This is a genomic window from Mangrovimonas sp. ST2L15 (assembly GCF_001280515.1).
Lineage (GTDB): Bacteria > Bacteroidota > Bacteroidia > Flavobacteriales > Flavobacteriaceae > Mangrovimonas > Mangrovimonas futianensis.
This window is the reverse complement of record NZ_LBIQ01000030.1, coordinates 930,456-956,161: the sequence shown is the minus strand read 5'-3', so window position 1 is coordinate 956,161 and position 25,706 is coordinate 930,456. Positions and strand designations below refer to the sequence as shown.

The 25,706-nt window shown below is 36.2% G+C and carries 23 protein-coding genes and 1 tRNA gene; 3 read left to right on the top strand and 21 right to left on the bottom strand.

The features are described from left to right. Window positions 1-86 precede the first annotated feature (86 nt). Window positions 87-1,946, bottom strand: a complete 1,860-nt coding sequence (locus ZA07_RS08120; protein WP_053971203.1) for a M56 family metallopeptidase — start codon at window positions 1,944-1,946, stop codon at window positions 87-89. Further along, window positions 1,943-2,305 (bottom strand): BlaI/MecI/CopY family transcriptional regulator, encoded by a 363-nt coding sequence (locus ZA07_RS08115; RefSeq protein ID WP_053972093.1) that lies wholly within the window; start codon window positions 2,303-2,305, stop codon window positions 1,943-1,945. Before ZA07_RS08115 ends, ZA07_RS08120 begins: the two co-directional genes overlap by 4 nt. Before the next feature lie 140 nt (window positions 2,306-2,445). Between ZA07_RS08115 and ZA07_RS08110 the strand changes: the two genes are divergently transcribed. Next, complete coding sequence (locus tag ZA07_RS08110) at window positions 2,446-2,955, top strand: DUF456 domain-containing protein (protein WP_053971202.1); 510 nt, start codon at window positions 2,446-2,448, stop codon at window positions 2,953-2,955. 269 nt (window positions 2,956-3,224) lie between these two features. Here the strand turns inward: ZA07_RS08110 and ZA07_RS08105 are convergent, their stop codons facing one another. The 6 genes from ZA07_RS08105 to ZA07_RS08080 form a co-directional block, all read right to left on the bottom strand. Next, window positions 3,225-3,905 carry a response regulator transcription factor gene (locus tag ZA07_RS08105; RefSeq protein WP_053971201.1) on the bottom strand — a complete coding sequence of 227 codons (681 nt, stop codon included), beginning with the start codon at window positions 3,903-3,905 and terminating at the stop codon, window positions 3,225-3,227. Window positions 3,906-3,913: 8 nt separating this feature from the next. Further along, a complete protein-coding gene (locus ZA07_RS08100; RefSeq protein ID WP_231628655.1) occupies window positions 3,914-5,923 on the bottom strand; it encodes a sensor histidine kinase in 2,010 nt (669 codons plus the stop codon). 95 nt (window positions 5,924-6,018) lie between these two features. Beyond that, window positions 6,019-6,207 (bottom strand): hypothetical protein, encoded by a 189-nt coding sequence (locus tag ZA07_RS08095; RefSeq protein WP_053971200.1) that lies wholly within the window; start codon window positions 6,205-6,207, stop codon window positions 6,019-6,021. 381 nt (window positions 6,208-6,588) lie between these two features. Beyond that, window positions 6,589-7,005, bottom strand: a complete 417-nt coding sequence (locus tag ZA07_RS08090) for an HPP family protein (protein WP_053971199.1) — start codon at window positions 7,003-7,005, stop codon at window positions 6,589-6,591. A gap of 71 nt (window positions 7,006-7,076) precedes the next feature. Further along, a complete protein-coding gene (locus ZA07_RS08085; RefSeq protein ID WP_053971198.1) occupies window positions 7,077-7,943 on the bottom strand; it encodes a zinc-dependent peptidase in 867 nt (288 codons plus the stop codon). A 26-nt stretch (window positions 7,944-7,969) separates the two neighbouring features. After that, window positions 7,970-8,041, bottom strand: a tRNA-Arg gene (locus ZA07_RS08080). A gap of 492 nt (window positions 8,042-8,533) precedes the next feature. On the opposite strand from ZA07_RS08080, the gene ZA07_RS08075 reads away from it, so the two are divergent. Together ZA07_RS08075 and ZA07_RS08070 are read left to right on the top strand one after the other, a co-directional pair. After that, on the top strand, window positions 8,534-10,189 hold the full coding sequence (locus tag ZA07_RS08075; protein WP_053971197.1) for a sodium/sugar symporter: 1,656 nt from the start codon (window positions 8,534-8,536) through the stop codon (window positions 10,187-10,189). Window positions 10,190-10,428: 239 nt separating this feature from the next. Further along, window positions 10,429-11,001 (top strand): hypothetical protein, encoded by a 573-nt coding sequence (locus ZA07_RS08070; RefSeq protein ID WP_157492096.1) that lies wholly within the window; start codon window positions 10,429-10,431, stop codon window positions 10,999-11,001. A gap of 10 nt (window positions 11,002-11,011) precedes the next feature. On the opposite strand, the gene ZA07_RS08065 is transcribed toward ZA07_RS08070, so the two are convergent. The 13 genes from ZA07_RS08065 to ZA07_RS08005 all read right to left on the bottom strand — a co-directional run bounded on the left by ZA07_RS08065 (window position 11,012) and on the right by ZA07_RS08005 (window position 25,569). Then, a complete protein-coding gene (locus tag ZA07_RS08065; RefSeq protein WP_053971195.1) occupies window positions 11,012-11,398 on the bottom strand; it encodes a DUF1428 domain-containing protein in 387 nt (128 codons plus the stop codon). Between the two features lie 92 nt (window positions 11,399-11,490). Further along, window positions 11,491-12,846 (bottom strand): glycoside hydrolase family 28 protein, encoded by a 1,356-nt coding sequence (locus ZA07_RS08060; RefSeq protein ID WP_053971194.1) that lies wholly within the window; start codon window positions 12,844-12,846, stop codon window positions 11,491-11,493. Continuing rightward, on the bottom strand, window positions 12,843-13,727 hold the full coding sequence (locus tag ZA07_RS08055) for an alpha/beta hydrolase (protein ID WP_231628654.1): 885 nt from the start codon (window positions 13,725-13,727) through the stop codon (window positions 12,843-12,845). The genes ZA07_RS08060 and ZA07_RS08055 overlap by 4 nt, the downstream gene beginning before the upstream one ends. A gap of 40 nt (window positions 13,728-13,767) precedes the next feature. Further along, window positions 13,768-14,556 carry a rhamnogalacturonan acetylesterase gene (locus ZA07_RS08050; RefSeq protein ID WP_082316545.1) on the bottom strand — a complete coding sequence of 263 codons (789 nt, stop codon included), beginning with the start codon at window positions 14,554-14,556 and terminating at the stop codon, window positions 13,768-13,770. Beyond that, window positions 14,543-16,561: a pectate lyase gene (gene pelA, locus ZA07_RS08045; protein WP_082316544.1), complete on the bottom strand. Its 2,019-nt coding sequence runs from the start codon at window positions 16,559-16,561 to the stop codon at window positions 14,543-14,545. Before pelA ends, ZA07_RS08050 begins: the two co-directional genes overlap by 14 nt. Before the next feature lie 21 nt (window positions 16,562-16,582). Further along, entirely contained in the window at window positions 16,583-17,707 is a 1,125-nt protein-coding gene (locus tag ZA07_RS08040) for a sialidase family protein (RefSeq protein ID WP_053972090.1), read from the bottom strand. Between the two features lie 74 nt (window positions 17,708-17,781). After that, on the bottom strand, window positions 17,782-19,392 hold the full coding sequence (locus ZA07_RS08035; RefSeq protein WP_053971191.1) for a glycoside hydrolase 43 family protein: 1,611 nt from the start codon (window positions 19,390-19,392) through the stop codon (window positions 17,782-17,784). Beyond that, window positions 19,389-20,432: a Gfo/Idh/MocA family oxidoreductase gene (locus tag ZA07_RS08030; RefSeq protein ID WP_053971190.1), complete on the bottom strand. Its 1,044-nt coding sequence runs from the start codon at window positions 20,430-20,432 to the stop codon at window positions 19,389-19,391. Before ZA07_RS08030 ends, ZA07_RS08035 begins: the two co-directional genes overlap by 4 nt. Window positions 20,433-20,441: 9 nt before the next feature. Next, window positions 20,442-21,671, bottom strand: a complete 1,230-nt coding sequence (locus tag ZA07_RS08025) for a glycoside hydrolase family 105 protein (protein WP_231628653.1) — start codon at window positions 21,669-21,671, stop codon at window positions 20,442-20,444. A 7-nt stretch (window positions 21,672-21,678) separates the two neighbouring features. Further along, window positions 21,679-22,098 (bottom strand): cupin domain-containing protein, encoded by a 420-nt coding sequence (locus ZA07_RS08020; RefSeq protein ID WP_053971189.1) that lies wholly within the window; start codon window positions 22,096-22,098, stop codon window positions 21,679-21,681. Next, the gene (locus tag ZA07_RS08015; protein WP_053971188.1) at window positions 22,098-23,114 is read right to left on the bottom strand and encodes a DUF4861 family protein; all 1,017 of its coding nucleotides are present in this window, start codon (window positions 23,112-23,114) and stop codon (window positions 22,098-22,100) included. Before ZA07_RS08015 ends, ZA07_RS08020 begins: the two co-directional genes overlap by 1 nt. Before the next feature lie 5 nt (window positions 23,115-23,119). Continuing rightward, window positions 23,120-24,028, bottom strand: a complete 909-nt coding sequence (locus tag ZA07_RS08010) for an alpha/beta hydrolase (RefSeq protein WP_082316543.1) — start codon at window positions 24,026-24,028, stop codon at window positions 23,120-23,122. A 104-nt stretch (window positions 24,029-24,132) separates the two neighbouring features. Next, window positions 24,133-25,569 (bottom strand): glycoside hydrolase family 28 protein, encoded by a 1,437-nt coding sequence (locus ZA07_RS08005; RefSeq protein WP_053971186.1) that lies wholly within the window; start codon window positions 25,567-25,569, stop codon window positions 24,133-24,135. Between the last annotated feature and the right edge of the window lie 137 nt (window positions 25,570-25,706).

Genomic DNA, 25,706 nt, shown 5'->3' with positions numbered 1-25,706 from the left:
TCTTATCAAGAAACAAAAAAATCCGAAGAGAATCTTCGGATTTTAAATTCAATGAAAAGAAAATTTTGAGCCCTTACTGTTTATTGTTATTGACTGACTTGAAATTTTATAGGTAAATAATAGGGCACGGTTACTTTTTTACCTTGGTGCTCTCCTGGGATAAAAGTAGGCAGCATTTTAACGACTCTTATAGCCTCAGTTTCAAGCTCAGGTTTCGGCGCTCTAGCCTTGACTTCTTTAATATTTCCATCTATACCTATTTTAAAAAATACTGAAATCTTTTGAACCCCAGATAATCCCAAACCATTTGCTAAATTGGTATTGAAATTCATTGCCACAAAACGACTAATCTCTTGGCTAAAGGCCTTCTTTTTTGCTTCCTCTGAATCAAAGGGACCACTATTTGGAAAGGCAGGAACCTTGTCTAAAATGGCAAAGGGAATCTCAATACGATCCTTGATTTCTTCATAAAATGGACCATTTAAGCCTTCTTCAGAAACCAAAGTCAGTAATGTTTTTAAAGCTAGATCTTCTTCAATAGTCATATCACCTTTTACCTGAATAGCTTCAAATAAATCAGTAATTCGTTGGTGTAATTCGCTTTTATTTGAGGCATTCATATAAGTCTGAACTTCTCCTATCAACTTTTCATTTGGACTCGTATCTAACGTTAACATTTTAAATAAAAGCTGAATGCCTTTCTCTTCATCCTCAGAAATGTTTCCTTCAATTTCGATTTGTTCCTTTACGGCATTTATTTTATGCAACAAATCAGCTGAAGTAGTTGTTTCTCCACTAGGAAAATTCATATACATGGTATATTCGCCTTCAGAAGAACTGACTTTTGTTTTTGTAAAGCCTTCAGGAAGACTTTCATCCTTATGATGCACACTGTAAGAAATTTGATCCTCATTAGCACTAATGACACCCCAAGCGACATAATCTGGATGTGAATTTAAAAAAGCCTCATAGCGGTCGTGAATGACCTGCTTGTCTCCCGTAAGACTTTCACCCTTCTTCAAAGTATAAGAATACTGATCTAAATTCAATTCATTGTCAGCTACTGAGTTTGAATCGTCAGCACATGATGAGTAAATTAACATTCCCATAACTACCGGAATTAAAAGAGCGTATTTAAATAATTGAATTTGGTTTGATTTCGATTTTTGTAACATAACTAGTCGTTTTTTGATTAATGATTTTTTAAAAAAAGTGTTGATGAAGGACACGTTTTGAGTTTCAAAAACTTGTGACAACAGATTTTGATAGTATTGTTTTTTATTTTGTTTGACAGCTTGTTGATCGGCGATAAATTCGTGCAAATCAGACATGCGGCTTTGATACATATATATGAGGGGATTAAACCACAATGGGATACGTAGTAACTCAAAAAAGATTAAATCATAGGTATGCCGTTGCACCACATGAACCTTTTCATGATCAACAATCGCTCCTCGTTCGGTTTCATGAATATTGGCGCCTAAAAACACAAAATTGAAAAATGAAAATGCTGTAGTGCTGTTAGGAATTTCCACAACATGATACACCGTCCCCTTATCCATTTTATGGGTCTTGATAAGTCGTGAAATCGTATAAATCCGATAAAGAAAATATAGAAGCGATAGAACACCTCCCAAAATCAAGATGGCATACAAATACCAAAGTGGATTAACATTATTGGTTGTTCCTTGCAATATCACTTCATCCAAGATGATAGGTCCTTGAGTATCGATATTCAATTTTGGAAGGGACCAAATATAAGTTTGGGGAACTACCTCTTTAAAGCTTTCGATTTTTATTAATGGGATTACAAATGATAAGGCAGAAGTGACCAATAAATAAACCCGATTCCAATTGAAAAAGGTTTCCTTCTTAAGAAATAAATCATAAACCAAAAGGAAAAGGAGTTGGTAAGCTAATAGTTGTATAAGATAGTGTATCATCATTTCTCTTCTTTATCGATTTCTTTTAAAACTGCTTCCAATTCATTTAAACTGATATCGTTTTTCTTCATAAAAAAAGAAACCATACTTTTAAAGGAACCCTGAAAGTAATTGTCCATTAAGGTCGTCAAGGATTGATTGCTATAATCCTGTTTCTTAATCAAAGGAAAATAGATATGACCCTTCCCTTGCTTTTCGTAATCTACAAACCCCTTGCTTTCCAAAATTCGCACAATGGTTGACACGGTATTATAAGCCGGTTTTGGCTTGGGGAGTTCCGCTATAACTTGTTTTACATTAGCCTTTCCCAATTGCCAAAGTACCTGCATAATCTCTTCTTCTGCTTTAGTTAAAGGTTTCATTTTATCAATCATAATTATGGTCTATTTATTCAACTAAAGTTTTAGTTCAATACAAATATAACTAAATTTTTAGTTTAAACTATTTTTTTAGTTATAAATGTAACAATGTTTCAATATCTTAGTCTAACAAATAAAATTTTATGGACATTCTCTTAGTTGTTTTTGGTTTCGTTTTTATGCTAGTTGGTATTTTAGGAAGCTTCCTCCCTGTTTTACCTGGCCCTCCTTTAAGTTGGGTTGGTTTACTGCTTTTATATTTAACTAAAGCTGTGACTAATAATTGGTGGGTTTTGGGAGTCACCTTGGTCATTGCCTTAGTAATTGTCGTTTTAGACTACACCATACCGGTTATGGGAACCAAAAGATTTGGTGGAAGTAAAAAAGGTGTCATCGGTACTACGGTTGGCTTGGTGGTTGCTATATTCTTTCCCATTTTTGGAATCTTCGGTATTATCATTTGGCCGTTTTTGGGAGCATTTGTGGGAGAATTAATCAACAGGGCAGACCATCAAACAGCAGTCAAGGCAGCTTTTGGTTCCTTTCTGGGTTTTTTAACGGGAACTTTTATCAAGTTTCTAGTAGCCATGATTTATCTAGGCTTGTTTATAAAAATACTCATTCAGCACAGTTCTGAGATATTTTCGTTCTAAATGGCACATCAGTATTTTTAAAAATACTGAAGAGGAGGCAAAAAAGGTTTCGAATTAATTGAGCTTTGAAGAAACCTTATGACCTTCTAAAAAAGGTCACAAGGTTAGTGTAAATGCTATTATCAACAAATCTTGTGAGGGATTAATTAAGTTGTTGTTGATATTCAAATATAAGTCTTCCTTTAAACAATGTGTTACGGTTTAACCACAAACTTGTTACGGTAAAAACCGTAAATAAAACAATAAAGAACTAAAAAACAGCCATTTAACTAAACGAAACCTTTCTTTTTGGCCTCTTCCAAAAGGGCCTCATCATTTCCATCAACCACATCAAACAACTCCTTGAGATGTTTCTTTCTTTTCTCTATAGCACTCATGGACAGACTTATGTGCTCCACTAGACTTTTAGTCTTTACCCCTTGGGCTAATAAATGAAGTATTTTTCTATTGGTATCATCAATACCTAAGTCATTTGAAATCGACTTTCTTAAAATACTATTAACCGTACCACTATAGAATGGGGGATTGTTAATGATTGCCTGAAAAGCACTTGCCAATTCACTGGACGTTAAGTCACTTTTAATTAAAAATCCTTCAGGGTTTATGGTTTTAATAATGTTATGAACCCGATATGGTTCATTAAACATGGTGAGAATGACTAATTTTGATTGAGGCATTATTTTTCGGGCGTGACGAGCCAAATCCTCTCCTGAAGTATATTTACCATCTTTTGAGGGTGGCAAACTAATATCCATAAACAAAACATCATAAGGTTTATTGGATTCGTAAGCCTCGTTCATATATTTCAATGACTCATCACAACTATTGGCAATATCAATAATTAAAGTTTGATGTTCCTTTTTGGTTGCTTTAAGGGTCATTTGGTAACCTTCTATAATGATGGGATGGTCATCGGTCATTAAAATTCGAATGGTTACTTTTTCTTGCATAATTAAATTTAAATAGGGGTTAAAATAGTTAAGGTAGTGCCTGCTCCTGGCTGTGACTCTACATGAAACTCTCCATCTATTTCTTTAACTCGAGAGGTCATATTTTTAAGTCCAATTCCTTTTCTGGATTTTTCAACATCAAACCCTAAACCATCATCAGAAATTTCAAGACAAATTACATCTTTTTTAGCTTTAAAACTAATTTCAACCTTGATTGCTTGGGCATGTTTATATATGTTTTGAAGGGATTCTTGAACAATTCTATATATATGTATTTTAGTCTTATTAGATACATCGTCCCAATCAATACTACTATCATTGTAAAGTTCAAACTTAAGACCATAGGCCTCTGTCTGAGTTTCAACTAGCGTTTTTATGATATCAAAATAACCCGAACCTGCCACAAAATCTGTGTTTAATTCATGGGACACTTTCCGGATATCCTCTTCTATTTCTTTTAAAGAATGAATATACTTACCACGTGTTTCTACAGCCTCTTCATTAGACATCATATTCAAACTATCTAGTGTCAATCTCGTTCCAAAGAGTCTTCCCAAAACGCCATCATGCAATTCCTGTGATATACGTTTTTTTTCTAATACTCTAGCTTCATCAATTTTGTCTTGTTGGGAAAGCATCAAATTATAGATCTCTTCATTCGCCTTTTGTTGTTTTTGTACAAACTGGAGCTCCTTGTTTTTATTGCGCTGATTGACAATAACATAAATAAGCAAAAATGTTAACATTAAAGCGCCCGAAAAAATAAGCAAATACATACGCTCTCTTGCAATTTGCTTATTACGCTCCTTTAGGTTATCGGTTTCATAAGCTATACGGGCAAACTTATTTCGAGTAGCCCGTTCCCTAACCTGCAAACTGTCACTTAAAGTAATGTAATCCCGAAGATAGGATTTAGCTTTATCTTCATCCTCCAGTTGTGATTTTAAAAGAAGGGATCTTAAAATAACATCATTTGAATTCGTTTCCTTACCTAAATTAAACGCTCGGTTAGCATAAATTAAGGCAGAATCCTTTTTATGTTCTTCCAGATAATATTCAGAAGCATACAAACTGACCCACATTATGGACAACCCTTCATTTAAACTATCAGCTAAATGATAAGCTTGACCAAAAAGAGAGCTAATGTTTTCATTTTTATAGTTACCTGAATAATATTTTACAGCTGCAAATTCGCTTAATATCGTTGCATAATTTCCTGGATCTTCCATGAGTTCCTCCTTATTTTGCAACAACCTATCATAAATTTTTAAAGCTTCTTCATAGTTTTTTTGTTCCTTATAGATCAAAGCAATATTGCTGAATGAATGTAAATCATACAGCAAATGATCTTCAATTTGAGAACTATAAGTCATCCCTTCTTCATAATACTCAATAGCTTGGTCATAAAGACCCTGTTGATCTGAAATAATTCCGAGCAAATTAAAAATAGACCAAAGCGTATCAAGATTGTTCTCTGTCTTGGGAAGGGACTGAATCAATCTTAAAGACATGATAGCATTACTTTCAGCACCTAGATAATCCTTTTCATCAAATTGAATATTAGCCATATTATAAAGAACCTCTCCTTCATTTCTTAAATCATTCAAGGAATTAAATAATTTGGATGCTTTATAATAATAAAAATAGGCACTGTCGTTTGACATGGTAGCACGATGATAATACCCAAGATAATAACAGGTCATGGCTATGGAACTAGAATCATCCAACTTCTCAGCCAATTTAAGGTTTGCGTGATTCCAGATTCTAAGAGAATCATAGTCGCGTTTCAACAAATATAAATAGGCCAAATTCCTGCTTGTCTTAAGTTGAAGCGAATCAAAGCCTGTTTGGGAAGAAAATTTAACAGCCTTTTTGGATTGTTCTATTCTCTCGTTAAGACTTAGCGTTCTATCTTTTGATAATTCATGATAATACAGGGCACTATCCCTAATGATAGTTTGAGACAATATATTACCGGTGGCAAAAAGAAAAAGTATGAATAAAACTTTTTTAAGCAAAGAATCTAAATTTGATATATCTCAAATTTAAAATAATTAAGGTAAGATTCAATAAATAAAAAAGCCTTTCGCATTGAAAGGCTTTTTTTATAGTATTATTCTGCTCCGGCTGGAATTTTATCTTTCCTTACGTGCCTATTGACTTCAAAGTTATAGGCAAACTGATCTGATTTAGAAACAGTTTCTTGAGTTTCTTTTTTCAATTTTTTGTTGGGGTCTAATTCAGCTTTAGTCAATGCAACACAGAATAAAGCAGCTAGTAAAGTTAATGTTAGGGATTTCATGCTATCTCAATTTTATAATTAAACAATTTTAAATACAAATACAGGTACGTTTCGTTCTGAAACAGAACCTTAATTGAGGGATACATGGATTAATTATTGCAAAATAAAAATTCTATATTAGGGGGAATTTCTATTTCAATTGAGGGAGCATGACGCAAGGTCATGATTAATGGATTAATTAGTTCCTTAATAAGTTGTATTGAATCGTCAATTTGGGGTCTTAAGAAGGAATAGTAAATATAGATTCAGTCACTATCGATACCAAAAAAATAACGATAAAAAGCACATTTATTCGTTGAAATGCATTTTTCTTGCAATTAGGGTTGTAATTATCGTCTTTAATTGGAGCCTCAAAATACTGAATTTAAGTATTTTGCACACCTAATACTGCTTTAATAAGTACTTGATCAAGTCTGTAGTAGTCACTATTCCCACTAAATCATCATTAAATACCACTGGTAAGGCATGAAATTCTTTGGAAGCTAAAATTTCAGCAACCTCCTTTATGGTACTATCTGGGCTTACACTTATCAAATTTTTAGTCATAACTTGATCAATGGTGAACATATTATAGACAATAGTTTCCACTTCTTCCTCATCTTCTACCTCATCTGCAAAGCTAATTCTTAAGAGATCTGTGAGACTCAACATCCCAACGATTCGCTTACCTTTAACTACTGGAATATGTCTTATATGATGTTTTTTAAATAAATGTTCAGCCACATCAAGGCCATCATCCTGAGTAATGGCAATAACCTCCTTACTCATTATTTCTGAAACAGGAACCAATCTTTTCATGAGGAAAACTTTAATAAATTATCTAATTAAATTTAAGATTTACAACCCATAAAAATTATGACATCGGTCAGTTAATACCCCTTAAAATGAAAGTTTAACATCTGCTTTACCAAACGGTAAATATGTGGAAATTCCCTTTTAAACATCTCTGGAGTTTCAATAAAATTTTCCATTATTACTGCTAAAAGTTCGAAGTCATTAGTAAAACCGTAAGCCCTAAAATAACCAGAACTCTGCATTTCTTCCAGCACCTTTGGGTGGTTATTCAAATAAGAAACCAATTCTGCATGTGAATTCAGAAAAATACCTGCACTGGCACTTTTGCCTCTTCGGCTTAAAAAATTAAAATGTATTGCATGTACTATTTCATGAATAGCCAAATTAATGTTGTCGTCATCAATTTGATATCCATCCTTAAAATCTTCCCAGGAGAAAACTAACAAGTTCTTTTGTGGATTAAATTCCCCCTTATGGTAAGCGTCATTAAGTCTAGAGTAATAAGCCTCAGGATATATAAAAATGGTTTGGATGATTTGCAACCTGTAATCCCTTAACCCGAACATCATTTTTACTGCAGTTGCCGCCACAAGAACCTGCATTTCGTCTGTCACCGCAAGCCCCTTACCTACAAATTCCTTTTCTCTTAAGAATCGAGCCACTCGATGCTCAAAAAAGCTTTGTTGTTTTGGGGTTAGGTATTGATAAAACCTGAATTTTCGTTTTAGAATGACTTGTTGGTGCGGTTGAAGCTTTTTTAATCCTACATTTAAATGCGTATAAAACAGCTTTTTGTCAATATACTCCACATAGGCCATTTCCAAAAAACGGAAAAATCGAACACTTAGGAAAGTTGCCATACCTATGATGTATAACATCAAGAAAACTTGCTTACCTATTCTTTCTATATTCTCTTCTTCTTCAAGGAGTATTTGGAGCATTTATTTGGGGCGCATAAAAGATTTAGTAGCCCCACCAGGACTCGAACCTGGATCTAAAGTTTAGGAAACTTTTATTCTATCCCTTGAACTATGAGGCCGAAAACAAAAAAGCATCCCAATTCTCTCTAAGAGAAGAAAAGGAAAGCTTTCCATTGGCGTTGAGCTCATTACAAACTCTCCAACCTTTTACCCCATCTTAGACGGGATAAACAACACAACTTCTTTATATTGGAATATTTTCGTCAACCAATTGAATAACAAATATACTTCTAAATATTAAATAAAACAATTTCAAACTTCCACTATTTACCTCCTGGTAAGAAATGCTTTTAAAACAAAATCGAGATTTCCTATGAACTTTGAGTATTAAAACTGGTTTAATAAAATCTACATTTGAAATTCCCAATAACTAAAGTGCTAAAATCCTCTATTTTTTAACAATAATGCCTCATGATATTTTATCAATTAATTACAATAACATACATTTACAAATTATAAAACATATGCAACACTTGGGGCAGCTACCCATTTCCACTAGGTTCATTGCATTGGAAAACTTTTTCTAAACCATTTTAATTAATTAAAAACAGATGAACACTACGCACTTTGAATTTTTAGATTACGCAGTATTTATCGCCTACGCCGTACTGATTTTAGGAGTAGGCCTTTGGGTTTCCAGACGCAAAAAAGGAGAATCCAAGAGTACCGAAGATTACTTTTTAGCAGGCCGATCACTGCCTTGGTGGGCTATTGGAGCTTCCCTAATCGCAGCAAACATCTCTGCGGAACAGTTTATTGGGATGTCTGGGTCTGGTTTTGCCGTAGGATTAGCGATAGCTTCCTATGAATGGATGGCCGCCTTGACCTTAATAATTGTTGGAAAATACTTTCTTCCCATTTTTATTGAAAAAGGAATTTATACCATTCCTGAATTTGTTGAACAGCGCTATTCTACCAACTTAAAAACCATTTTAGCTATCTTTTGGATAGCCCTTTACGTATTTGTAAACCTAGCTTCTGTACTATATTTAGGAGCTTTGGCGCTTGAGACTATTATGGGAATCCCTATGATGTATGGAGTTATAGGTCTTGGCTTATTTGCTGCAGCCTATTCGCTTTATGGTGGTCTTTCAGCTGTAGCTTGGACTGATGTAATTCAAGTGGTCTTCTTAGTTTTGGGAGGACTAGTTACAACATATCTAGCTCTTAATACCGTATCTGGAGGGGAAGGTGTTGTTGCAGGATTTGAAACTATTTTTGATCGTGCGCCCGAAAGATTTGCCATGATCTTAGATAAAAGCAATCCGTATTATAAAGATTTACCTGGAATTGGGGTCTTGATTGGTGGAATGTGGATTGCCAATTTATATTACTGGGGATTCAACCAATACATCATCCAAAGAACTCTTGCTGCAAAATCATTGAGAGAATCTCAAAAAGGAATCGTACTGGCAGCCTTCCTTAAATTAATCATCCCATTAATTGTTGTGATTCCTGGTATTGCTGCTTATGTAATGGTTAACGACCCTGAAATCATGGCTAAATTGGGAACCATGGCTCAACATAATATTCCTTCATTAGATCAAGCAGACAAAGCCTATCCTTGGTTGTTGCAGTTCTTACCTGTAGGACTTAAAGGTGTAGCGTTTGCTGCTTTGGCGGCAGCCATTGTTTCATCTTTGGCATCTATGTTGAATTCTACCTCAACCATTTTCACAATGGACATCTACAAACCTTATATCAATAAAAATGCCAGTGGAACTTCCTTGGTAACTGTTGGTAGAATATCTGCCGCAGTAGCCTTGGTTATTGGAGGTATTATGGCACCATTATTAGGTGGTATAGACCAAGCCTTCCAATTTATCCAAGAATATACGGGAGTTGTGAGTCCTGGTATTTTGGCGGTGTTCATTTTAGGATTATTCTGGAAAAAAACAACCAATCAAGCGGCTATAGTAGGGGCTTTAGTTTCTATTCCTATTGCTATGTATTTTAAAGTGGCTCCTAAAGGCTGGTCTGACAGTTCCATTTTTGTTGACCTTCCGTTTATGGACCAAATGGGAATCACCTTTTTATTGACAGCTATCGTAATCATTGTCATTAGTATGTTACAGAACAAAGGACAAAATGATCCTAAGGGCATCAACCTTAATAAAGAGTTATTTAAAACATCTCCTTTATTCAATATTAGTGCCTTTGCCGTTATGTTGGTGCTAGTGGTCCTATATGCCTATTTCTGGAAATAAAATTTATTTCTAATTATAATAAACTCAAAAGCCCAAGTATTAACTCTTGGGCTTTCCTTTTAATAGCACATTTTTAATTTACCCTTAAAAGACCAAATATCTTGATAATTGAATCAATTTATATATTAAATACTGGAATTAAGTGGTAGGGAAAAAGGCATTAAACTTCAACTTTGATTTAAGAAACTTATTTAATTGCTAGCTATAAAAACATATATTTATTTAATCATTTAAATGAAATGAAAAAGTCAATAAACCTTATATATTTCATCCTACTGATAGTCTCCTCTTGCCATACGGCTACCTATTTACATGACTTGGAATCCACACCTTACGGAATAGACTACAGAGAGGGTAAATGGCTACTTAATGATCCGAATGTGCCTTACAGCATTCAGAAAAAACAAACTAAATTAGCCTATACATTCTTTTACAACCAATTAGGAAGTCAGCTCGTTGTTGCCGATAGCCTTCCTTATGCTTTACCACATTTACCAATTAACCCGGATACCCTTCGCCTCGAAAACTTTAAAAAAATAACCCATTTTGACTATGTGATCAATATTGAAAGTAAAAGTATTGAAGATGACATAGGCAGTTTTAAAATTGGCAAACCCTATGGAAAAAGCAAGAATAGAGCCTATACCATACTACAAGTTTACGATTTGAATACTTTGGAAACCATCTACTCGAGGAAAGTCTTAGGGCAAGTTACCTTAGATGAAAAGGACAATAATGACTTAACTTTAGTAAAAAGCACTAATGGTTTAATGGTAAGCGCCCTAAAAAAGATCCTCCGGAAAATCAAATAACAAGCTTGTTTTAATGATCTTCTAAGGATTGGATCAAAGACTTAAACCCACCATAAATCATTCTACTTGCATCAAAAATCAATTTCCCAGGTAATACCAATGGTGCAACAAGATCTGCCATTCTGGGGTCCAATGGGACTTTTTCATTGGCTTGGTCACGTATTATTTTGGAGGGAAAAACAACCCAACCAAATACAACTACCTCATCTTCTTGGACATCTACAACATCAATAAAAGACTTCGTTCCTTCTAAAGCCAAATCATCACCAACAAACTCAAAATACGCAAGAGCACCATACTCTTTCCAAATTTCGGCTATCTTTCCAGCCGAAATTTTGTACTCATCCAGATAAATATGAGGAAGTGGAAAAACGAAACCGTCTATATATTGTGACATGATTAAAACTTTGTTTAATTTCTTTTCATTAGTTTGAAAACCAATTTAATCAATAATTCGGAGAACGTTTCACAAAAGGTTCTTCATAAACATTAACGGACAGCACTAGGCACCGTTTGCTTTTCACCTATCACCACTTCGTTCACTTGCACATTCTTACTTTTTGATATGGTCATTCCGTTTTTCGTAGAACCCACCTCAATAAAATCAAAATAGATGTTTTCAACAGGTTTTTCTGGGTACCCTTCCACAACAATAGCTGTATTAGAGGCTTTGGTAAAACTTAAATTGGAAAAATAAAGATTGGAAATTTCTGAAGGAAACAATCCGCTTCCTTCCCCATGGTAATTGGAGGTAATGTAGATAGCATCCTCTACATCTTGAAAATCCAACTGATTGAAATGGATGTTTCTTATATATCCACCACGATCGGAATTGGTTTTGATGTAAATGCCTCTTTTTAAATAGCCACTCGCTTTACAGTTATAGCCATAAACATCTTCAACGCCAGAAGACATTTCACTACCAATCACCAAAGCATGAAGCCCTTTAAATGTACAATCTCTTATTATAATTTGCTTAGAGGGCATATTGGCATTCCTACCATCATGATCCCTTCCTGCCTTAATAGCAATATTATCGTCACCATTATCAAAGCTTACCTTTTCTATAAGCACTAATTCGGAATGCTCGATATCAATACCATCGTTATTTTTGTTATGGGCATTGTATTTTAAATCTCTAAGGGTGATGCTGCTACATTTCAGTATATGGACACACCAAAAAGGAGCATCTTCAATGGTAACCCCTTCAATCAGTACATTTTTGGAAGAGACAAATTGAATCAATTGCGGTCTTAAATAAAAACCCTCACCAAAAATCCGTGTCTCAAGCGACTGTTCTTCATGGTTCATCTTTCGGCTCAAAGCCTTTCCGTCGCCTTCCTTAGACTTCCAATTAGTCCAAACACTGCCTCCATCCCCATCTATTGTTCCCTTTCCAGTAATACTGACATCTGCTAGATCTATTCCATAAATAAAGGGACTGTGATTGTATAACATGGTGCCTTCCCAACTAGTTAAGACATTGGGATAATCTTTTGGGTTGTTTCCAAAAGTAATTTTTGAACCCTCTTCCAAATGAAGATTCACATGACTCACAAAATGAATGGGACCATTTACTTTGAAATTTCCCTTCGGAACAACAAGAGTACCTCCTCCTTTTTTAGCAAGAGTACCCATAGCCTTATCAAAGGCTCTTTTATTATTGAATTTGCCATCCCCTTTCGCTCCAAAGTCCAATACATTAATTTGATAATTTGGGATTTGAGGCAGTTTAATCTGCTTTTCTATATTAACAATCACAGAATCCTGCACATTTGTTTGTGAATAGCATAGATTAATTATGCCAATACAAAAAACAAACACAAATGACTTGAATGCCTTCATAAAGATTTTGTATCCAATAAATGGTTTGCTTTCATCCAGGCTTCACATTGTTTTGGCCAACTTGTGTGCGTTCCTTCCCTGCCCAATCCAAATCCATGACCACCATCCTTATAGACATGCATCTCAGCTGAAATGCGATGCTTTCTTAGCGCCATATAGTAATTGATACTGTTTTCAACTGGCACAGAACCATCATCGGTGGCATGCACCAAAAAAGTCATGGGCGTGTTGGCGGTTACTTGTAGCTCATTTGAATATTGCTCCACATCCACTTCTGAAGCCTTTGCGCCTATTAATCGTGATTTGGATCCAGCGTGTGTGATACCATCCTTCATGGAAATAACAGGATAGACTAAAATGGAAAAATCTGGTCTAGCGCTTACATCATCATGTTTATAAACCTCCCTATCATATTGGGTGGACAAAGTAGAAGCCAGATGTCCCCCGGCTGAAAAACCTATTATCCCGATCCTTTTTTCGTCTATACCCAAATCAGCGGCATGCCTTCTCACATACCTTACAACCTCCTGAGCATCTTGTAAGGGCCCAATTCGTCTATCAGTCATAATCGCATCTGAAGGTAATCGGTAATTTAAAATGATAGCCGTGACTCCCAAGTCATTAAGCCAATGGGCTATTTTTACTCCTTCTTTTTCACTAGATAAATACTCATATCCGCCACCTGGAAAAATGATAACAGAAGTACCATTTGCCTGCGCTGGCTTAAAAATTTGGAGTGTCGGCGTAGATACTTTAAAAGTTTTCGTCTTCACCGTCTCTTCAAATTCATAAGTTTCTTGATAGCTGTTATCTTCTATGGAGTTTGGAACTTCCAGAGCCCATAAATTCACCTCTTCGGGCTGACTATTCACAAGATTCATAAATATCATAAAAAACAATATAGAAATTCGTCTAAACATCTTACTCCTCTTCTTTTATTAAATTAGTAAACTCTGGAACCTTATTTTTTAATTCCGCCACTGCCAATCTTGCAACCTCTGTTGCTCCTTCAATTGATAAATGGGTATCGTCCTCTTTTCCTTCTGGATAATAAGCTATTTCGTTAGGCGCGTAGTGTAAATGTAATTTTTTGGATGCCTCAACCCCATAACGTTCTTCCATCTGTTCGGTGGCATATTGTAAATCGATAAAAGGCACCTCAAATTCTTGGGCAACTAATCTTACTTCCATGGGATAATCTCCATGGGTATCGACCAAGGTGCCATTTTCATTAAAATTACGCCTTACTATGGAAGAAAACAATACCGGATGAGCTCCCTTTTCTCTTGCCTCTTGAACAAATTTGATTAAATTATGTCTATAAGCGGTATGAGGATTTGTATAACGTAACGAATCATTTTCTTTCTGGTCGTTATGTCCAAATTGGATAAACACGTAATCACCTCGATTTAATTTGTAATACACTGAATCCCATCGTTTTTGTTGAATAAAACTTCGAGTACTTCTACCATTCACAGCATGGTTCTTAACAACCGCTTTATCATTCAAGAAAATAGGCAGCAACTGGCACCAACCTCTTTCAGGGTTTTCTTCCGGATTCACTTTATCAGCCATGGTGGAGTCACCTATGGTGTGAATGGAAACAAGCTGTTGTTTAGGCTGCAATTCGACTTGTGCCGTCACCTTATTTATTGGAATAAATAATGCGACCAGAAATATCAGTAAAAAGTTAAGTTTATAGTGTTTCATACCATTCTTTTTTGTCGTTGGGGAGTCCGTTCCCCAAAACATGTTTTAATGTATATTGTTCTGCTTCCTTACTTGTTAATTGATGGGACCATTCCACACGCTTTTTAGGTGCAAATCCTTTTCCTGAGTTGCTATATTCCCCATAAAAAGCTGTTTGCTCCGCTTCTGGTTTGGACCAATTGTGCCAACCTTCTGGTAAAATATGGCTTCCCAATGTGCAATTGATAAATACTGTTTGCGCATAAATTCGCCAAGGCCTGCCCAAATAAACCTCTGTAACTTCATCATCAGCCGTTAACTTACAGTCTTTAAAAACATATCCAAATTCTGATTCTTGAGGCGTGGAAGCTGCAGTCACATAAGAATTCTTTTTGCTATGAATTTGACAATTTTCAAAATAGGCGGTGGCACTTCCGAAGATAAAGTCTGTGGTACCCTCAATATAACAATCCTTATAATATTGTTTTCCTTTCCCAGAAGCATAAAGGGTATCCTGATTTCCTAAAAGTTTGCAATTGATGACAGCTACCTCATCAGAAAAAACAGATAAAGCCACGGCTTGCCCTACTTCGCCTGAAGAATTTTCAATAGTCAAGTTTTTAAGAACCACATTATTGGCTTCTACTAGCAGTGTATAAGTATAAAAAGTGCTATTTCTACCAAGACCTATTTTATTAAAATAATCATCATAGGTAATAATTGTCCCTTCCCTACTCTCTCCAATAATTGATAAGTTGGTGTTCCACTCATGTACCTTAATTTTTTCCTTGTACACCCCATTTTTGATAAAAATAGTTAGTCGATCATAAGGAAATGCCTTAGTATTGTTTATAGCCTCTTGAATACTTGTATAATCTCCTGTACCGTCCTTTGAAACTACTATCTCATGTGAACTTTGAGTTCCTTTAGATTTGGAAAACACATATTTCTTTTTCCAATTTGGGTAAGCTTCCAATACCATTGAAGGCGCATCTGTATACCATCGATAACCATTTCTTCTTTCAGCACCAATTTCTGAAAGCTTATATTTTTTAACACCATCCCGATCACAAAAAAAAGGTGTATTGTCATCCAACTCCATAAAACGGCCCCATAATGGTAGGGCATCCTTATCAGCAATCATGACTTTATCAACTACCCGGCCATTGGCATCATAGGTTCGTTCTTGGCGAAGTCCCAAAACTTTACTGTTTTCAAACCAAGTGACTGCACTGTTTACTGCGTTAATAACTTCTATTGAAGGATTTTCAACTGACATCAATAGATTTACAATTCCCACAGACTCAGCGCCACTCAAAGAAGGTAATTCATAGGCTCTCGCTTTGGCAGGTTCCAAAGTAACCGCATCATGTTGGGCACACCAACCTGTAAGAATTCCATTTTGCTTGTATTGCGTGTTGAGAATACAATCAATACCCTTCTTAAAGGCTTCATTTACCCTTTCCAATTGTTCTTTTGAAGGTTTAACAGAGTAATAATCGGAGTTATTTCGTAATTCCAATAACAAATTCATGATATGAACCATGGAGTCGTCATTATAGGTAATATGTGAATAATACCCTTTTTTTAAGGGATAAAATTGTGGCCACCCACCATTCTCATACTGCGCTTCCAAAATATAACCCAATCCCTGCAAAAAGCTCTCCTTATAACGCTCATCAGCAGTCTGAGCATACATCTTGGAGAGAAATAACATCTCTTGGGTTGTTGCTCCATTATCCGTGGTGGCTTCCAAACCAGTAGATTTTAAAGCTTCCAATTCCTTCTTTTCTGCTTTGGAAAGCGTTAAATGCATGGGTACATTTTTAGGCCACCCACCTATATCCCTTTGATAAAGCAATACATTTTCAGCTACCTGTTTGGCTTCATTAGTGGCAAACCAAGAAGCTTCCTTTTGGTAAATAACCTGTTTCCATGAGCGATCATGCACTTGAGCCTTCAAGCTTGAAACACCCATAAAACCAAATATTAAAAGCCATATATAATTTGTGAATTTCACTTTCATGTTCTGTTTTTTAAAGTTAAGCTAATTGCGGCTTTCATTCATTTCCAAACTCCCAATAGGAACCCTGGCAAATTCCACTTCTTCTTTATTGACTGAATAGGACACATAAAGAAATCCTTCATGTACCATAGATTTGGGATAATGATACCCCAATCGCTTGTATTTTCCTTGATAACGTAGGGGCTGAATATCACCTTCTCCTTTTCGTAATAAAAAAGCTTTATCAAAATTCTTTCCATTTTTACTCAAAGTGATTACTAAAGGCATGCGCACTTTGGAACGAACAGGATTATTCACCAAATAGGCTGTGCCGTCAGGTAAATTACCTGCACTCTGTTTTGAGCGCGAATCTGGCATAGTCGTTAATTCTGGCTTAGACCAGGTTTCACCGGAATCATCACTGAAGGATGCCATAGAACAAAAAGAACTAAACTGATCTCTAAACATCATAACCAAAGTACCATCTTCTTGAACCAAGGCACTAGGCTCAATTTCTCTAGAAACATCATTTTTATTTGCACTATTTGTAAACTCACTGCGCTTCCAACCACGAACACCAGAGGCATCATCTGTATAAATGGGAGAAGCATTTAATCCAGGTTGAAAGTGAGCTGCATTGATAATACGACCATTTTCTAAAGCAAACGGATCTTGCTCAAAAATTCCTTGAATAGGTTCTCCACCGCTCATCACAACGGGATTTCCTTCAGACCAATGAATCCCATCCAAACTAGTTTTATAAAAGGCATATCCTCCTTCTGGAGTCAACTTAGATGGCCAATAATTAAAATAGGCTATTAAGGTATCTCCGTGTTTCCACCAGCCTCCAGATGAACTGTACCCTTCGTCTTGGGATTCTTGAAGGACCATAGGTTCAGTCCATGTTTTTCCATCTAAACTTCTACTATAGGCCACCCACGTATCTTCTGAATCTTCACCCATTTGGGAACTTTGCCATTGACAATACAAATACCCTTTGAACGCAGTCATTACAACTCCATTACTGAAGTGATCTGAGCTATCTGATGGTTTAAACACCGTAAAAGTTTCAATGCCTTTGGGATAATTCAATCCTAAATCAGCCACCTTTAAAGAGTCAAACAAATCCTCCTTCACGGTAAATGCAAGCTCTTTTGGTTTATGCATTTGACAACTTTGAAATAAAAGAAGCCCAACTAAGACAATTGTTATGTTATAAGTAATGCGGTGCGCCTCCTTCATCATTTTGTAAATCGAATCCAATCAATATCGAGACTCCCCGAGTCATTAATAACACCCTCTCGCAATGCCATAAAGCCCACCTTGGCTCCTATCCATTTACCCTCTCGAGCTGTAAACGTTTCTCCAAGTTTTGTAAACTTTTTATTATTTAAACTGTAATAAAAATCACATTGACCTCCTCCACTCACTCGCACCTGCAGATATATGGTATTCGTCTTCAATTTTACTTTTTCACCAGGTCTTTCCTTAGTCCCTTTATCAGCATCCATGCAAGTTACCTGAGACAGAAATAAGTCTCCATTCTCCTGTTTCATTTGAAGATAGCTGTAATCCAACCCCATAACCAAGAAACCAACTTTTTCGCCATCGTGACGTGCATTAAAAGTCACTTTTGAAGTAGCTGTAAAAGTTTCCGCCGGGAATTTTTGTAATAATAAATTGGGCACATCATGGATATTGTTGGCCTCTTCAGAAAGTGGTCTACAATACATGGTAAAATGTCCCATCGATGTTGGAAATCCCCAATACACCTGTTTATTTGCCTGCCACTGCCATTGCAAACCTACTGTTGGTGTGTTAAATTCATCTGAATCTGGCGGTGTAACGATGTCATACGTCTTACCTACATTAGGTTTTTTATAAGTAGTTACAGGCTCCCCAACACCACTCTTGGATTGATTGACTCCCATTACTGGCCAGCCCTTTTCCCAATGCATGGGTTGCATGTGTACAATACGTCCGTAAGCTCCCTTATCCTGAAAATGGATAAACCAATCCTCTCCAGTTTGGGTTTCTACCCAAGCTCCTTGATGCGGACCATTAATGTCGGTTGCTCCTTGATGTAGAACTTTCTTCTTCTCATAAGGTCCGAATACGGATTTTGACCTTAAAATGGTTTGCCAACCGGTAGCTACACCACCTGAAGGTGCAAAAATGTAGTAATAGTCATTTCGTTTATAAAATTTAGGCCCCTCAATGGTATCTTCTCCATCATGGCCATCAATAATCATCACTTCATCATCATTGGTTTTGGTTCCCTCATCGTTCATAGAAGCGATAACCAAAAGGCTTTTAATTCCAGCGCGACTTCCAGCAAAAGCATAAGCCAAATAGACCTGACCATCATCATCCCATAGCGGGGTAGGGTCAATGAGTCCGCGACCTCCTTTAACCAATACAGGTTCAGACCAAGCAGCTTTTGGGTCTTTGGTTTTGATCATATAAATTCCAAAATCGGGATCTGGATAATAAATATAATACTCCCCATTGTGATATCTAATACATGGTGCCCACACGCCTTTACCATGTTGGGGTTTGTCAAATACATCCAATGGCACTTGTTTAGGAAGTGCATAATTCACCAAATCCCAATTTACCAAATCCTTGGAATGAAGAATGGGTAAACCAGGAGTACAGGTAAACGACGAAGCCGTCATATAATAATCATCTCCCACGCGCACCACATCGGGATCGGAATAATCGGCGTGCAAAATGGGATTGGTATAGGTTCCATCGCCATTGTCGGAAACCCAAACCTGTGACACATTCTTTGTTTGGGAATATAAATTCCCTATTATAAATAAACTTGCTAGAACAACTATTTTTTTCATAAATCTATGATGCGTTTTTCTTGATGACTTCTAAGAGCGGCCTCAATAATTTTTATAACCAAGGTGGCTTCTTCTGCTGTTACAGGAAGTTTTTCCTGATTTATTATAGCTTTAGAGATTTGGTCATAATAAGCCATGTAATTGCCCATTTCGGTCGCTTGATGAGTTTTAATGGATTGACCATCCTTCATATAATGAAGCCATCCTTGCTCTTTTTCAGGCTCCACACCCCAGAATTCGGTATTTGGTTTGATTCCCTTTTGAAGTACAGCTTCTTGTATATCGGCCTTCGATTTCAAAAAAGACCCCTTGGTTCCATGAACACTAAATGCTGGCAAAGGCTCTCTAACAAAATAGCTTGATTTTAAAGTCACGTAATGATGTGGATAATACAGTTTGACATCAAAATAATCAACCACTTTCGAGTGTTCTCGAAAACCATCCAAAGTAGCAAACACACTTTTTGGCATACCGAAAAGTTGAATCGCCTGATCGATAATATGGGAGCCGAGATCGTACAAGCTTCCCACTCCTTCGGTCGGGGTCTCTTTATGCACCTTATAACTCAAAGCAGGCTCAAAACGGTCAAAATGAAATTCGGCCTCAACAATATCTCCTAAAACTTTTTGTTCAAGAACTTTCTTGACGGTTAAAAAATCACTATCCCATCGTCTATTATGAAAGACAGAAAGTAATACTTGATGTTCTTTCGCCAATGCCATTAATACTTCAGATTCTTCAGAGCTTACAGTAAAAGGTTTTTCAACAACTACATGCTTTCCCGCCGAAATGGCTTGTTTGGTGAATTCAAAATGGGTGATGTTAGGTGTATTTACAACTACCAAGTCAACCTTCTCATCAGCTAGAAGTTCCTCTAATGTCCGAAAAGTTTTGATGCCTGGATAGGTTCCTTCTGCCAAATTTTTAGAGCGCTCCAATACCCCATATAAATTAAAATCGAGATGTGCTTCTATGAATGGCGCATGAAACACAAGTCCACTCATTCCAAAAGAACATAAAGCAGTATTAATGGAAGCCATGATTTGTTACTATTTACCCAATTCTAAAGCGGCCATGATAAATGGACCGGTCCCTTTTGGGTCATTAGATCTTATTTTCTCTCCAATATAATATTCAAAGGATCCATCACGGTAAGGGCTACCCCCCAAACCAGCTACTGAACAACATTGATTTAGATTAACGACACCTGAATCCTCAACTGTAATAAAAGTATCCAGAATTCCTTGAAAACCTTTGTCGGCATATGCTTTAAAAGATTCAGGAAGATACCCCTTATTAACTCCTTTTGCCAAGGTATAAGTAAACATAGAAGTTCCGGTAGCTTCCAGATAGTTTCCTTCTCTATCTGGAAGATTTAGCACTTGATACCATGCCCCACTTTCATCTTGATACTTCACTATTGCTTCTGCGTATTGATTTAGGTAAGTAAGCAAACGGTCTCTGCCTTCATAATCTTCTGGTAAAACATCCAAAACGTCTACCATGGCCATTCCATACCACCCCATACCTCGTGACCAGAAATGTTGCGATAAACCGGTTTCTTTATTCGCCCATTTTTGTTCTTTACTTTCATCCCATCCATGATAGTACAAACCAGTTTCAGAATCCCGGCTATGCTTTTCAATTAAATCAAACTGAAGCATTATTTTATCGTAAACCTTTTTGGCTTCCTCAGGACTCATAAAGGTTTTGGCATATTTGGTATGAAATGGTTCTGCCATATAAACACCATCCAACCACATTTGAAATGGATAAACTTTTTTGTGCCAATATCCACCTTCAGAAGTCGTAGGCTGTCCTTCTAATTGTTTATGAAGGGTATCCATGGCTTGTTTAAATCTAGGTTCCTGTTTGTTTTGATAGAGATAATAAATGGCATCTCCGGACTTAATCATATCCAAGTTGTAGTTTGATAACTTATAAGTTTCAATTGAGCCATCTTCATGAATCATTCTATTTCCATAATCATAGATATAGTCATAGAGTTTTTGATTGTGAGTTTGCTCATAAACTCTAGACATGGCCTGCAATACCAAGCCATTGGTATAACTCCATCTAGGTTTTTCTCTAAAATCGAGTAAGGTAGGGTCTGGAAAACGTTCAATCTCTGAAAGCGCCATTCGTTCTGACCACTTCAAGGTATCAACCACGATTTGTTCAGATACAGATTCTTCTGTTTCAATCTGCTTTTTTTGGTCCTTACAACTTAAAAAAAGACCAAGGGTTAAAACAATTGCTACCGATAGTTTATTCATCATCTTAATTTTACTTTTTATCATACTTTTTGATAACCAAATATTTCAAATCTGTTTCACCAGCATTACTAATACCATGCATGCTATTTGACGGACAGTATAAACTTGTATTAGGTCCAACGACTTGTTCTTTTCCATTTAGATAGAATGTAGCTGTCCCTTCCAAAACATAAAAGAATTCATCTTCCGCATGTTTGTGAGGTGCATGGGTAGATTTTCCAGGAGAAACCACACTCATTTTTATGGTTCGTCCATCCAAAAAATCCTTGTCGGCAAACCAATATTGATATCCAACTTTGGTAGGAACCGCTTCCTCTTGGGAAAAAGTATTGACACAGTCTTCAATAGTCCATTTTTTTTCTTGGGCACACAAGAACTGGATTCCTAAGGATAGACATCCAACAAGAAAAATTTGGACGCTCCTTTTCATTACATCTTATTATTAGAATTCAATTCTGCCAACAACCCATCTAAATAGGCCTCAAACTCTTTTTTGTTTTTGATACCATCGGGTTCCTGTTCCCAAGCACCTAAAAAGTAAAAGGAAATAGGCTCTGTTGTTGGTTTAAATTCTACCAAATAATCAAACTCTCCTTTTTTGACTTCTGCAGTAGTTCCTAACTCATAAAAAACCGCCATCCCTAATTTATCGGGCACCAAAGTTTGTTCGCCATAAGTAGCAATATATCCCCATTTTTTGTTTTCACTTAGTTTTTCCAAATAGTCCACTTCGTGATTGATAATTCCTGTTACAATACCATTTACTGCTTTTGAAGGTTTAATAGTGTGCTTGGTATATCTTTTATCTGGCTGAATACTCAAGGTAGATTTCAAATCAATACTTTCATCTCCTGTCTTCCATCCAAAGTAATTGACATGAACAGTAGATAAGGCATCAGAATTTTCTACGGAAGCAAAGGTTGAATCGACTTCTTGGAAATGCTGCACTTCATTATTGACTAATCTACCTAGGGAACCTACTCCCAAACCTTTGCCAACTTTAAGTATATCTTGCCCCCAGGGTTCTGGCTCATGATAGGAATCAAATCCATCTTGCCCCACTTGGGCCAAAACCATGGTATCGGTTTTTTTACCAAAAATATCTATAGCATTTCGCCAATCTAAATACAACCTGTACCCTACTTTATTACTCTCCCAACCTGGACCTTCATATCGAATGTACCACGAGTGATCAGTATGTTGTTCTGGAACTTTAAGATTGTCAACATTTTTAAAAGATGTTCCATTGGCATATTCCTTATGACCTCTCGGTCCATCCACCCATTCACCTCCTTGGGCAATGGCAATTTCGGCATAGGTGTTAGGGATAGTCTTTTCCGCCTGTTCTACTTCAACCTTTTCATCAGGAGTTTCTTTCTTTTCATTTTTACAAGCCAAGAACAAAGCTCCAAGACATATTACAGCAATATAATTTCGTTTTTTCATAGGGTTTAATTTTTCTTTAATGTCTTATCTAAAAATACAGTAATATGGTTTAAAGTCTCCTCAAACCATGGGTGAAACAACCAGAAAGAATGAGGACTCCCTGGCAATGTATAATGATCACTAAAAATATTATAGTTATCTAATTTTTTAATCATATCGTCCCTTCCAGCTTGGAATCTGGGAAACGAACTACTGATAAACAAAATTGGCGGGGAGTTTTTGGAAACATGGTTAATAGGCGAAGCATTTTCCCAATTTTCTTGAGCCTCTTCATAAACACCTCCCAACCAAAAGGCTGCCATATCTCCTTCTGATGATTCTGGATGCCTAAAAGCCAGCACGCCATCAATATTCACAACGGCTCGAACTAAATCAGGTTCCAAATAACCTACCAAAGTGGCTATTTGAGCCCCAGCCGAAGCTCCTAAAACGACTATATTGTCTTTATTAATTTGATATTCTTTGGCATGTTTTCTAATAAAACGAATTGTTTCTGTAACATCATCTATAGCTGCCGGGTATTTAGCTTCATCTGATAGACGATATTCTACTGCAAAACATTGATATCCTTTTAAAGCTAAGTGGGCTGCCAAAGGTGCCATCAATTTTTTATCTCCCGATTTCCAACCTCCACCGTGAACCAAAATTATAGCAGGGGCATTGGAAACAGATGTATTCTCAAAACGATCTAAACGCAACTTTCGGTCACCTATGGTTCCGTAAACCAAATTTTTCTGAATTGTCAAATTAGGTGTTTCAGGTATTGCCACCTCTTTGATATCTGGATGCTTTTTAACCAACTTCTTGTAGGTAGAGGCTACAGTATAGGATGTATCCTTTTTAATTTGCTGAAAAGCCATTCCGTAGGAAGTCAACAGCATTATCAAACATATGATTGGAAATTTCACTTTCATACCATTTCATCTAAAAAATAAGCCTGACAGCTATCAGGCTTATTTAAAAAACAACATTTCAATTCAAACTAATTTATAGTAAACTCAATTGCTAAAAATTCAACTTAAGGTTTGGCGGACTCAATTGGAAATTCCATAAGTTCACCATTAATTTTTGTATTTATTAATTTCAGATTTTCTACAGACTCCATAGAAAAAGGTTCTTCGACCTGATCTATAACAACATCTTTAAATGTAATATTGGAAATAGGTGATTCAGCATAACCTTTGGCTAGAATTCCATATTTACCTCCATTCTTTACTTTGACATTTTCTAAAAGAATGTTCTTCACCTCTGGTATGAATTCACCTTCCTGTCCAGCATAAATGCCATAAAATAAATTGACTCTCAAAACGGCTTCTTTAACTTGTCCGACATTTAAATTCCTGACATAAACTCCATCAACTACACCTCCTCTTCTGGAATTGGTTTTAATTCGAATAGCTCTATCCAAATTTGGACTATCCATTTCACAGTTTTCAACATAAACATTGGATACACCTGCCGACATTTCACTTCCAATTACCACGCCACCGTGTCCATCAATCATTTTACAATTCTGAACAATGATGTTTTCACTTTTTATACCTACTCGCCTACCTTCATTATCACGACCTGCTTTAATAGCAATACAATCATCACCGGTATTAAACGTGCAATTCTTTATCCACACATTTTTGGAGTATTCTGGATCGCAACCATCATTATTAGGCCCATGACTTTCCACAGTAACACCATCCACAATCACATTTTGAGATTTGATAGGGTGTATAACCCAAAAAGGAGCATTAACGATTTTCACCCCTTCAATCAACACATTTTTACATTCAAAGGGCTCAATAAATGTAGGCCTCAAATAATGCCCATCTCCAAAAACTCTATCTTTAAGAGGTACACCTGCCTGCCCCATCTCCATCAATCTTGGCAAATTCAAACTATCTCTTTGAGATGGCTCCCCTTCTTTCCAACCATAAACATCCTTTTTACACCATGGCCACCAATTGGTTTCATTCGCTTGCCCATTTAAAACTCCAGAACCTGTTATAGCCACATTTGTTTTTTTGTAAGCATACACCAATGGCGAGTAATTCATCAATTCTATTCCTTCATAGGAGGTATGTATTACTGGCAAATACGCCTTGGGATCGGTTTTAAATAAAATTTCAGCATCCTTATCAAGATGTAAATTGACATTGTCTTGAAGATGAATAGGACCTGTGAAAAATTTACCTTCCGGTATCACAACTTTACCTCCTCCATTTGACGAACAAAGACGTATTACCGAATCAATAATTTTTGTATTGTCGAAAACACTATCTCCCTGTGCTCCATAGTCCGTTATATTATATACTTCATTCTTAAATTCTGGTGCCTTTATAGTTTCCAAAACCGTCTTCATATCACTCCATGGATTAAAAGCGACCGACTCCTTTTTATCGGAACATCCCAAAACAGAAACCAGCATTAAAAAAAGTAACCCAAAAAAATTTCTCACCCTCATAAAGAACTATATAAAATGAATTCAAAACTTATCGAAAAGCAAAAATGCAATCGATTACCAAACCTAAAAAATTTCAAAATACTTTCCAAGTAAATATGCAAAAAGCTCTATTATTTATTGCATTATTGAAAAAAAAC

What these genes read in the sequence shown, in the direction of transcription:
- ZA07_RS08120 (WP_053971203.1), bottom strand. Translation starts at nt 1,946, where the DNA reads ATGATGATACACTATCTTATACAACTATTAGCTTACCAACTCCTTTTC.
- ZA07_RS08115 (WP_053972093.1), bottom strand. Translation starts at nt 2,305, where the DNA reads ATGAAACCTTTAACTAAAGCAGAAGAAGAGATTATGCAGGTACTTTGG.
- ZA07_RS08110 (WP_053971202.1), top strand. Translation starts at nt 2,446, where the DNA reads ATGGACATTCTCTTAGTTGTTTTTGGTTTCGTTTTTATGCTAGTTGGT.
- ZA07_RS08105 (WP_053971201.1), bottom strand. Translation starts at nt 3,905, where the DNA reads ATGCAAGAAAAAGTAACCATTCGAATTTTAATGACCGATGACCATCCC.
- ZA07_RS08095 (WP_053971200.1), bottom strand. Translation starts at nt 6,207, where the DNA reads ATGAAATCCCTAACATTAACTTTACTAGCTGCTTTATTCTGTGTTGCA.
- ZA07_RS08090 (WP_053971199.1), bottom strand. Translation starts at nt 7,005, where the DNA reads ATGAAAAGATTGGTTCCTGTTTCAGAAATAATGAGTAAGGAGGTTATT.
- ZA07_RS08085 (WP_053971198.1), bottom strand. Translation starts at nt 7,943, where the DNA reads ATGCTCCAAATACTCCTTGAAGAAGAAGAGAATATAGAAAGAATAGGT.
- ZA07_RS08075 (WP_053971197.1), top strand. Translation starts at nt 8,534, where the DNA reads ATGAACACTACGCACTTTGAATTTTTAGATTACGCAGTATTTATCGCC.
- ZA07_RS08070 (WP_157492096.1), top strand. Translation starts at nt 10,429, where the DNA reads ATGAAAAAGTCAATAAACCTTATATATTTCATCCTACTGATAGTCTCC.
- ZA07_RS08065 (WP_053971195.1), bottom strand. Translation starts at nt 11,398, where the DNA reads ATGTCACAATATATAGACGGTTTCGTTTTTCCACTTCCTCATATTTAT.
- ZA07_RS08060 (WP_053971194.1), bottom strand. Translation starts at nt 12,846, where the DNA reads ATGAAGGCATTCAAGTCATTTGTGTTTGTTTTTTGTATTGGCATAATT.
- ZA07_RS08055 (WP_231628654.1), bottom strand. Translation starts at nt 13,727, where the DNA reads ATGAATCTTGTGAATAGTCAGCCCGAAGAGGTGAATTTATGGGCTCTG.
- ZA07_RS08050 (WP_082316545.1), bottom strand. Translation starts at nt 14,556, where the DNA reads ATGAAACACTATAAACTTAACTTTTTACTGATATTTCTGGTCGCATTA.
- pelA (WP_082316544.1), bottom strand. Translation starts at nt 16,561, where the DNA reads ATGAAAGTGAAATTCACAAATTATATATGGCTTTTAATATTTGGTTTT.
- ZA07_RS08040 (WP_053972090.1), bottom strand. Translation starts at nt 17,707, where the DNA reads ATGCATAAACCAAAAGAGCTTGCATTTACCGTGAAGGAGGATTTGTTT.
- ZA07_RS08035 (WP_053971191.1), bottom strand. Translation starts at nt 19,392, where the DNA reads ATGAAAAAAATAGTTGTTCTAGCAAGTTTATTTATAATAGGGAATTTA.
- ZA07_RS08030 (WP_053971190.1), bottom strand. Translation starts at nt 20,432, where the DNA reads ATGGCTTCCATTAATACTGCTTTATGTTCTTTTGGAATGAGTGGACTT.
- ZA07_RS08025 (WP_231628653.1), bottom strand. Translation starts at nt 21,671, where the DNA reads ATGATGAATAAACTATCGGTAGCAATTGTTTTAACCCTTGGTCTTTTT.
- ZA07_RS08020 (WP_053971189.1), bottom strand. Translation starts at nt 22,098, where the DNA reads ATGAAAAGGAGCGTCCAAATTTTTCTTGTTGGATGTCTATCCTTAGGA.
- ZA07_RS08015 (WP_053971188.1), bottom strand. Translation starts at nt 23,114, where the DNA reads ATGAAAAAACGAAATTATATTGCTGTAATATGTCTTGGAGCTTTGTTC.
- ZA07_RS08010 (WP_082316543.1), bottom strand. Translation starts at nt 24,028, where the DNA reads ATGAAAGTGAAATTTCCAATCATATGTTTGATAATGCTGTTGACTTCC.
- ZA07_RS08005 (WP_053971186.1), bottom strand. Translation starts at nt 25,569, where the DNA reads ATGAGGGTGAGAAATTTTTTTGGGTTACTTTTTTTAATGCTGGTTTCT.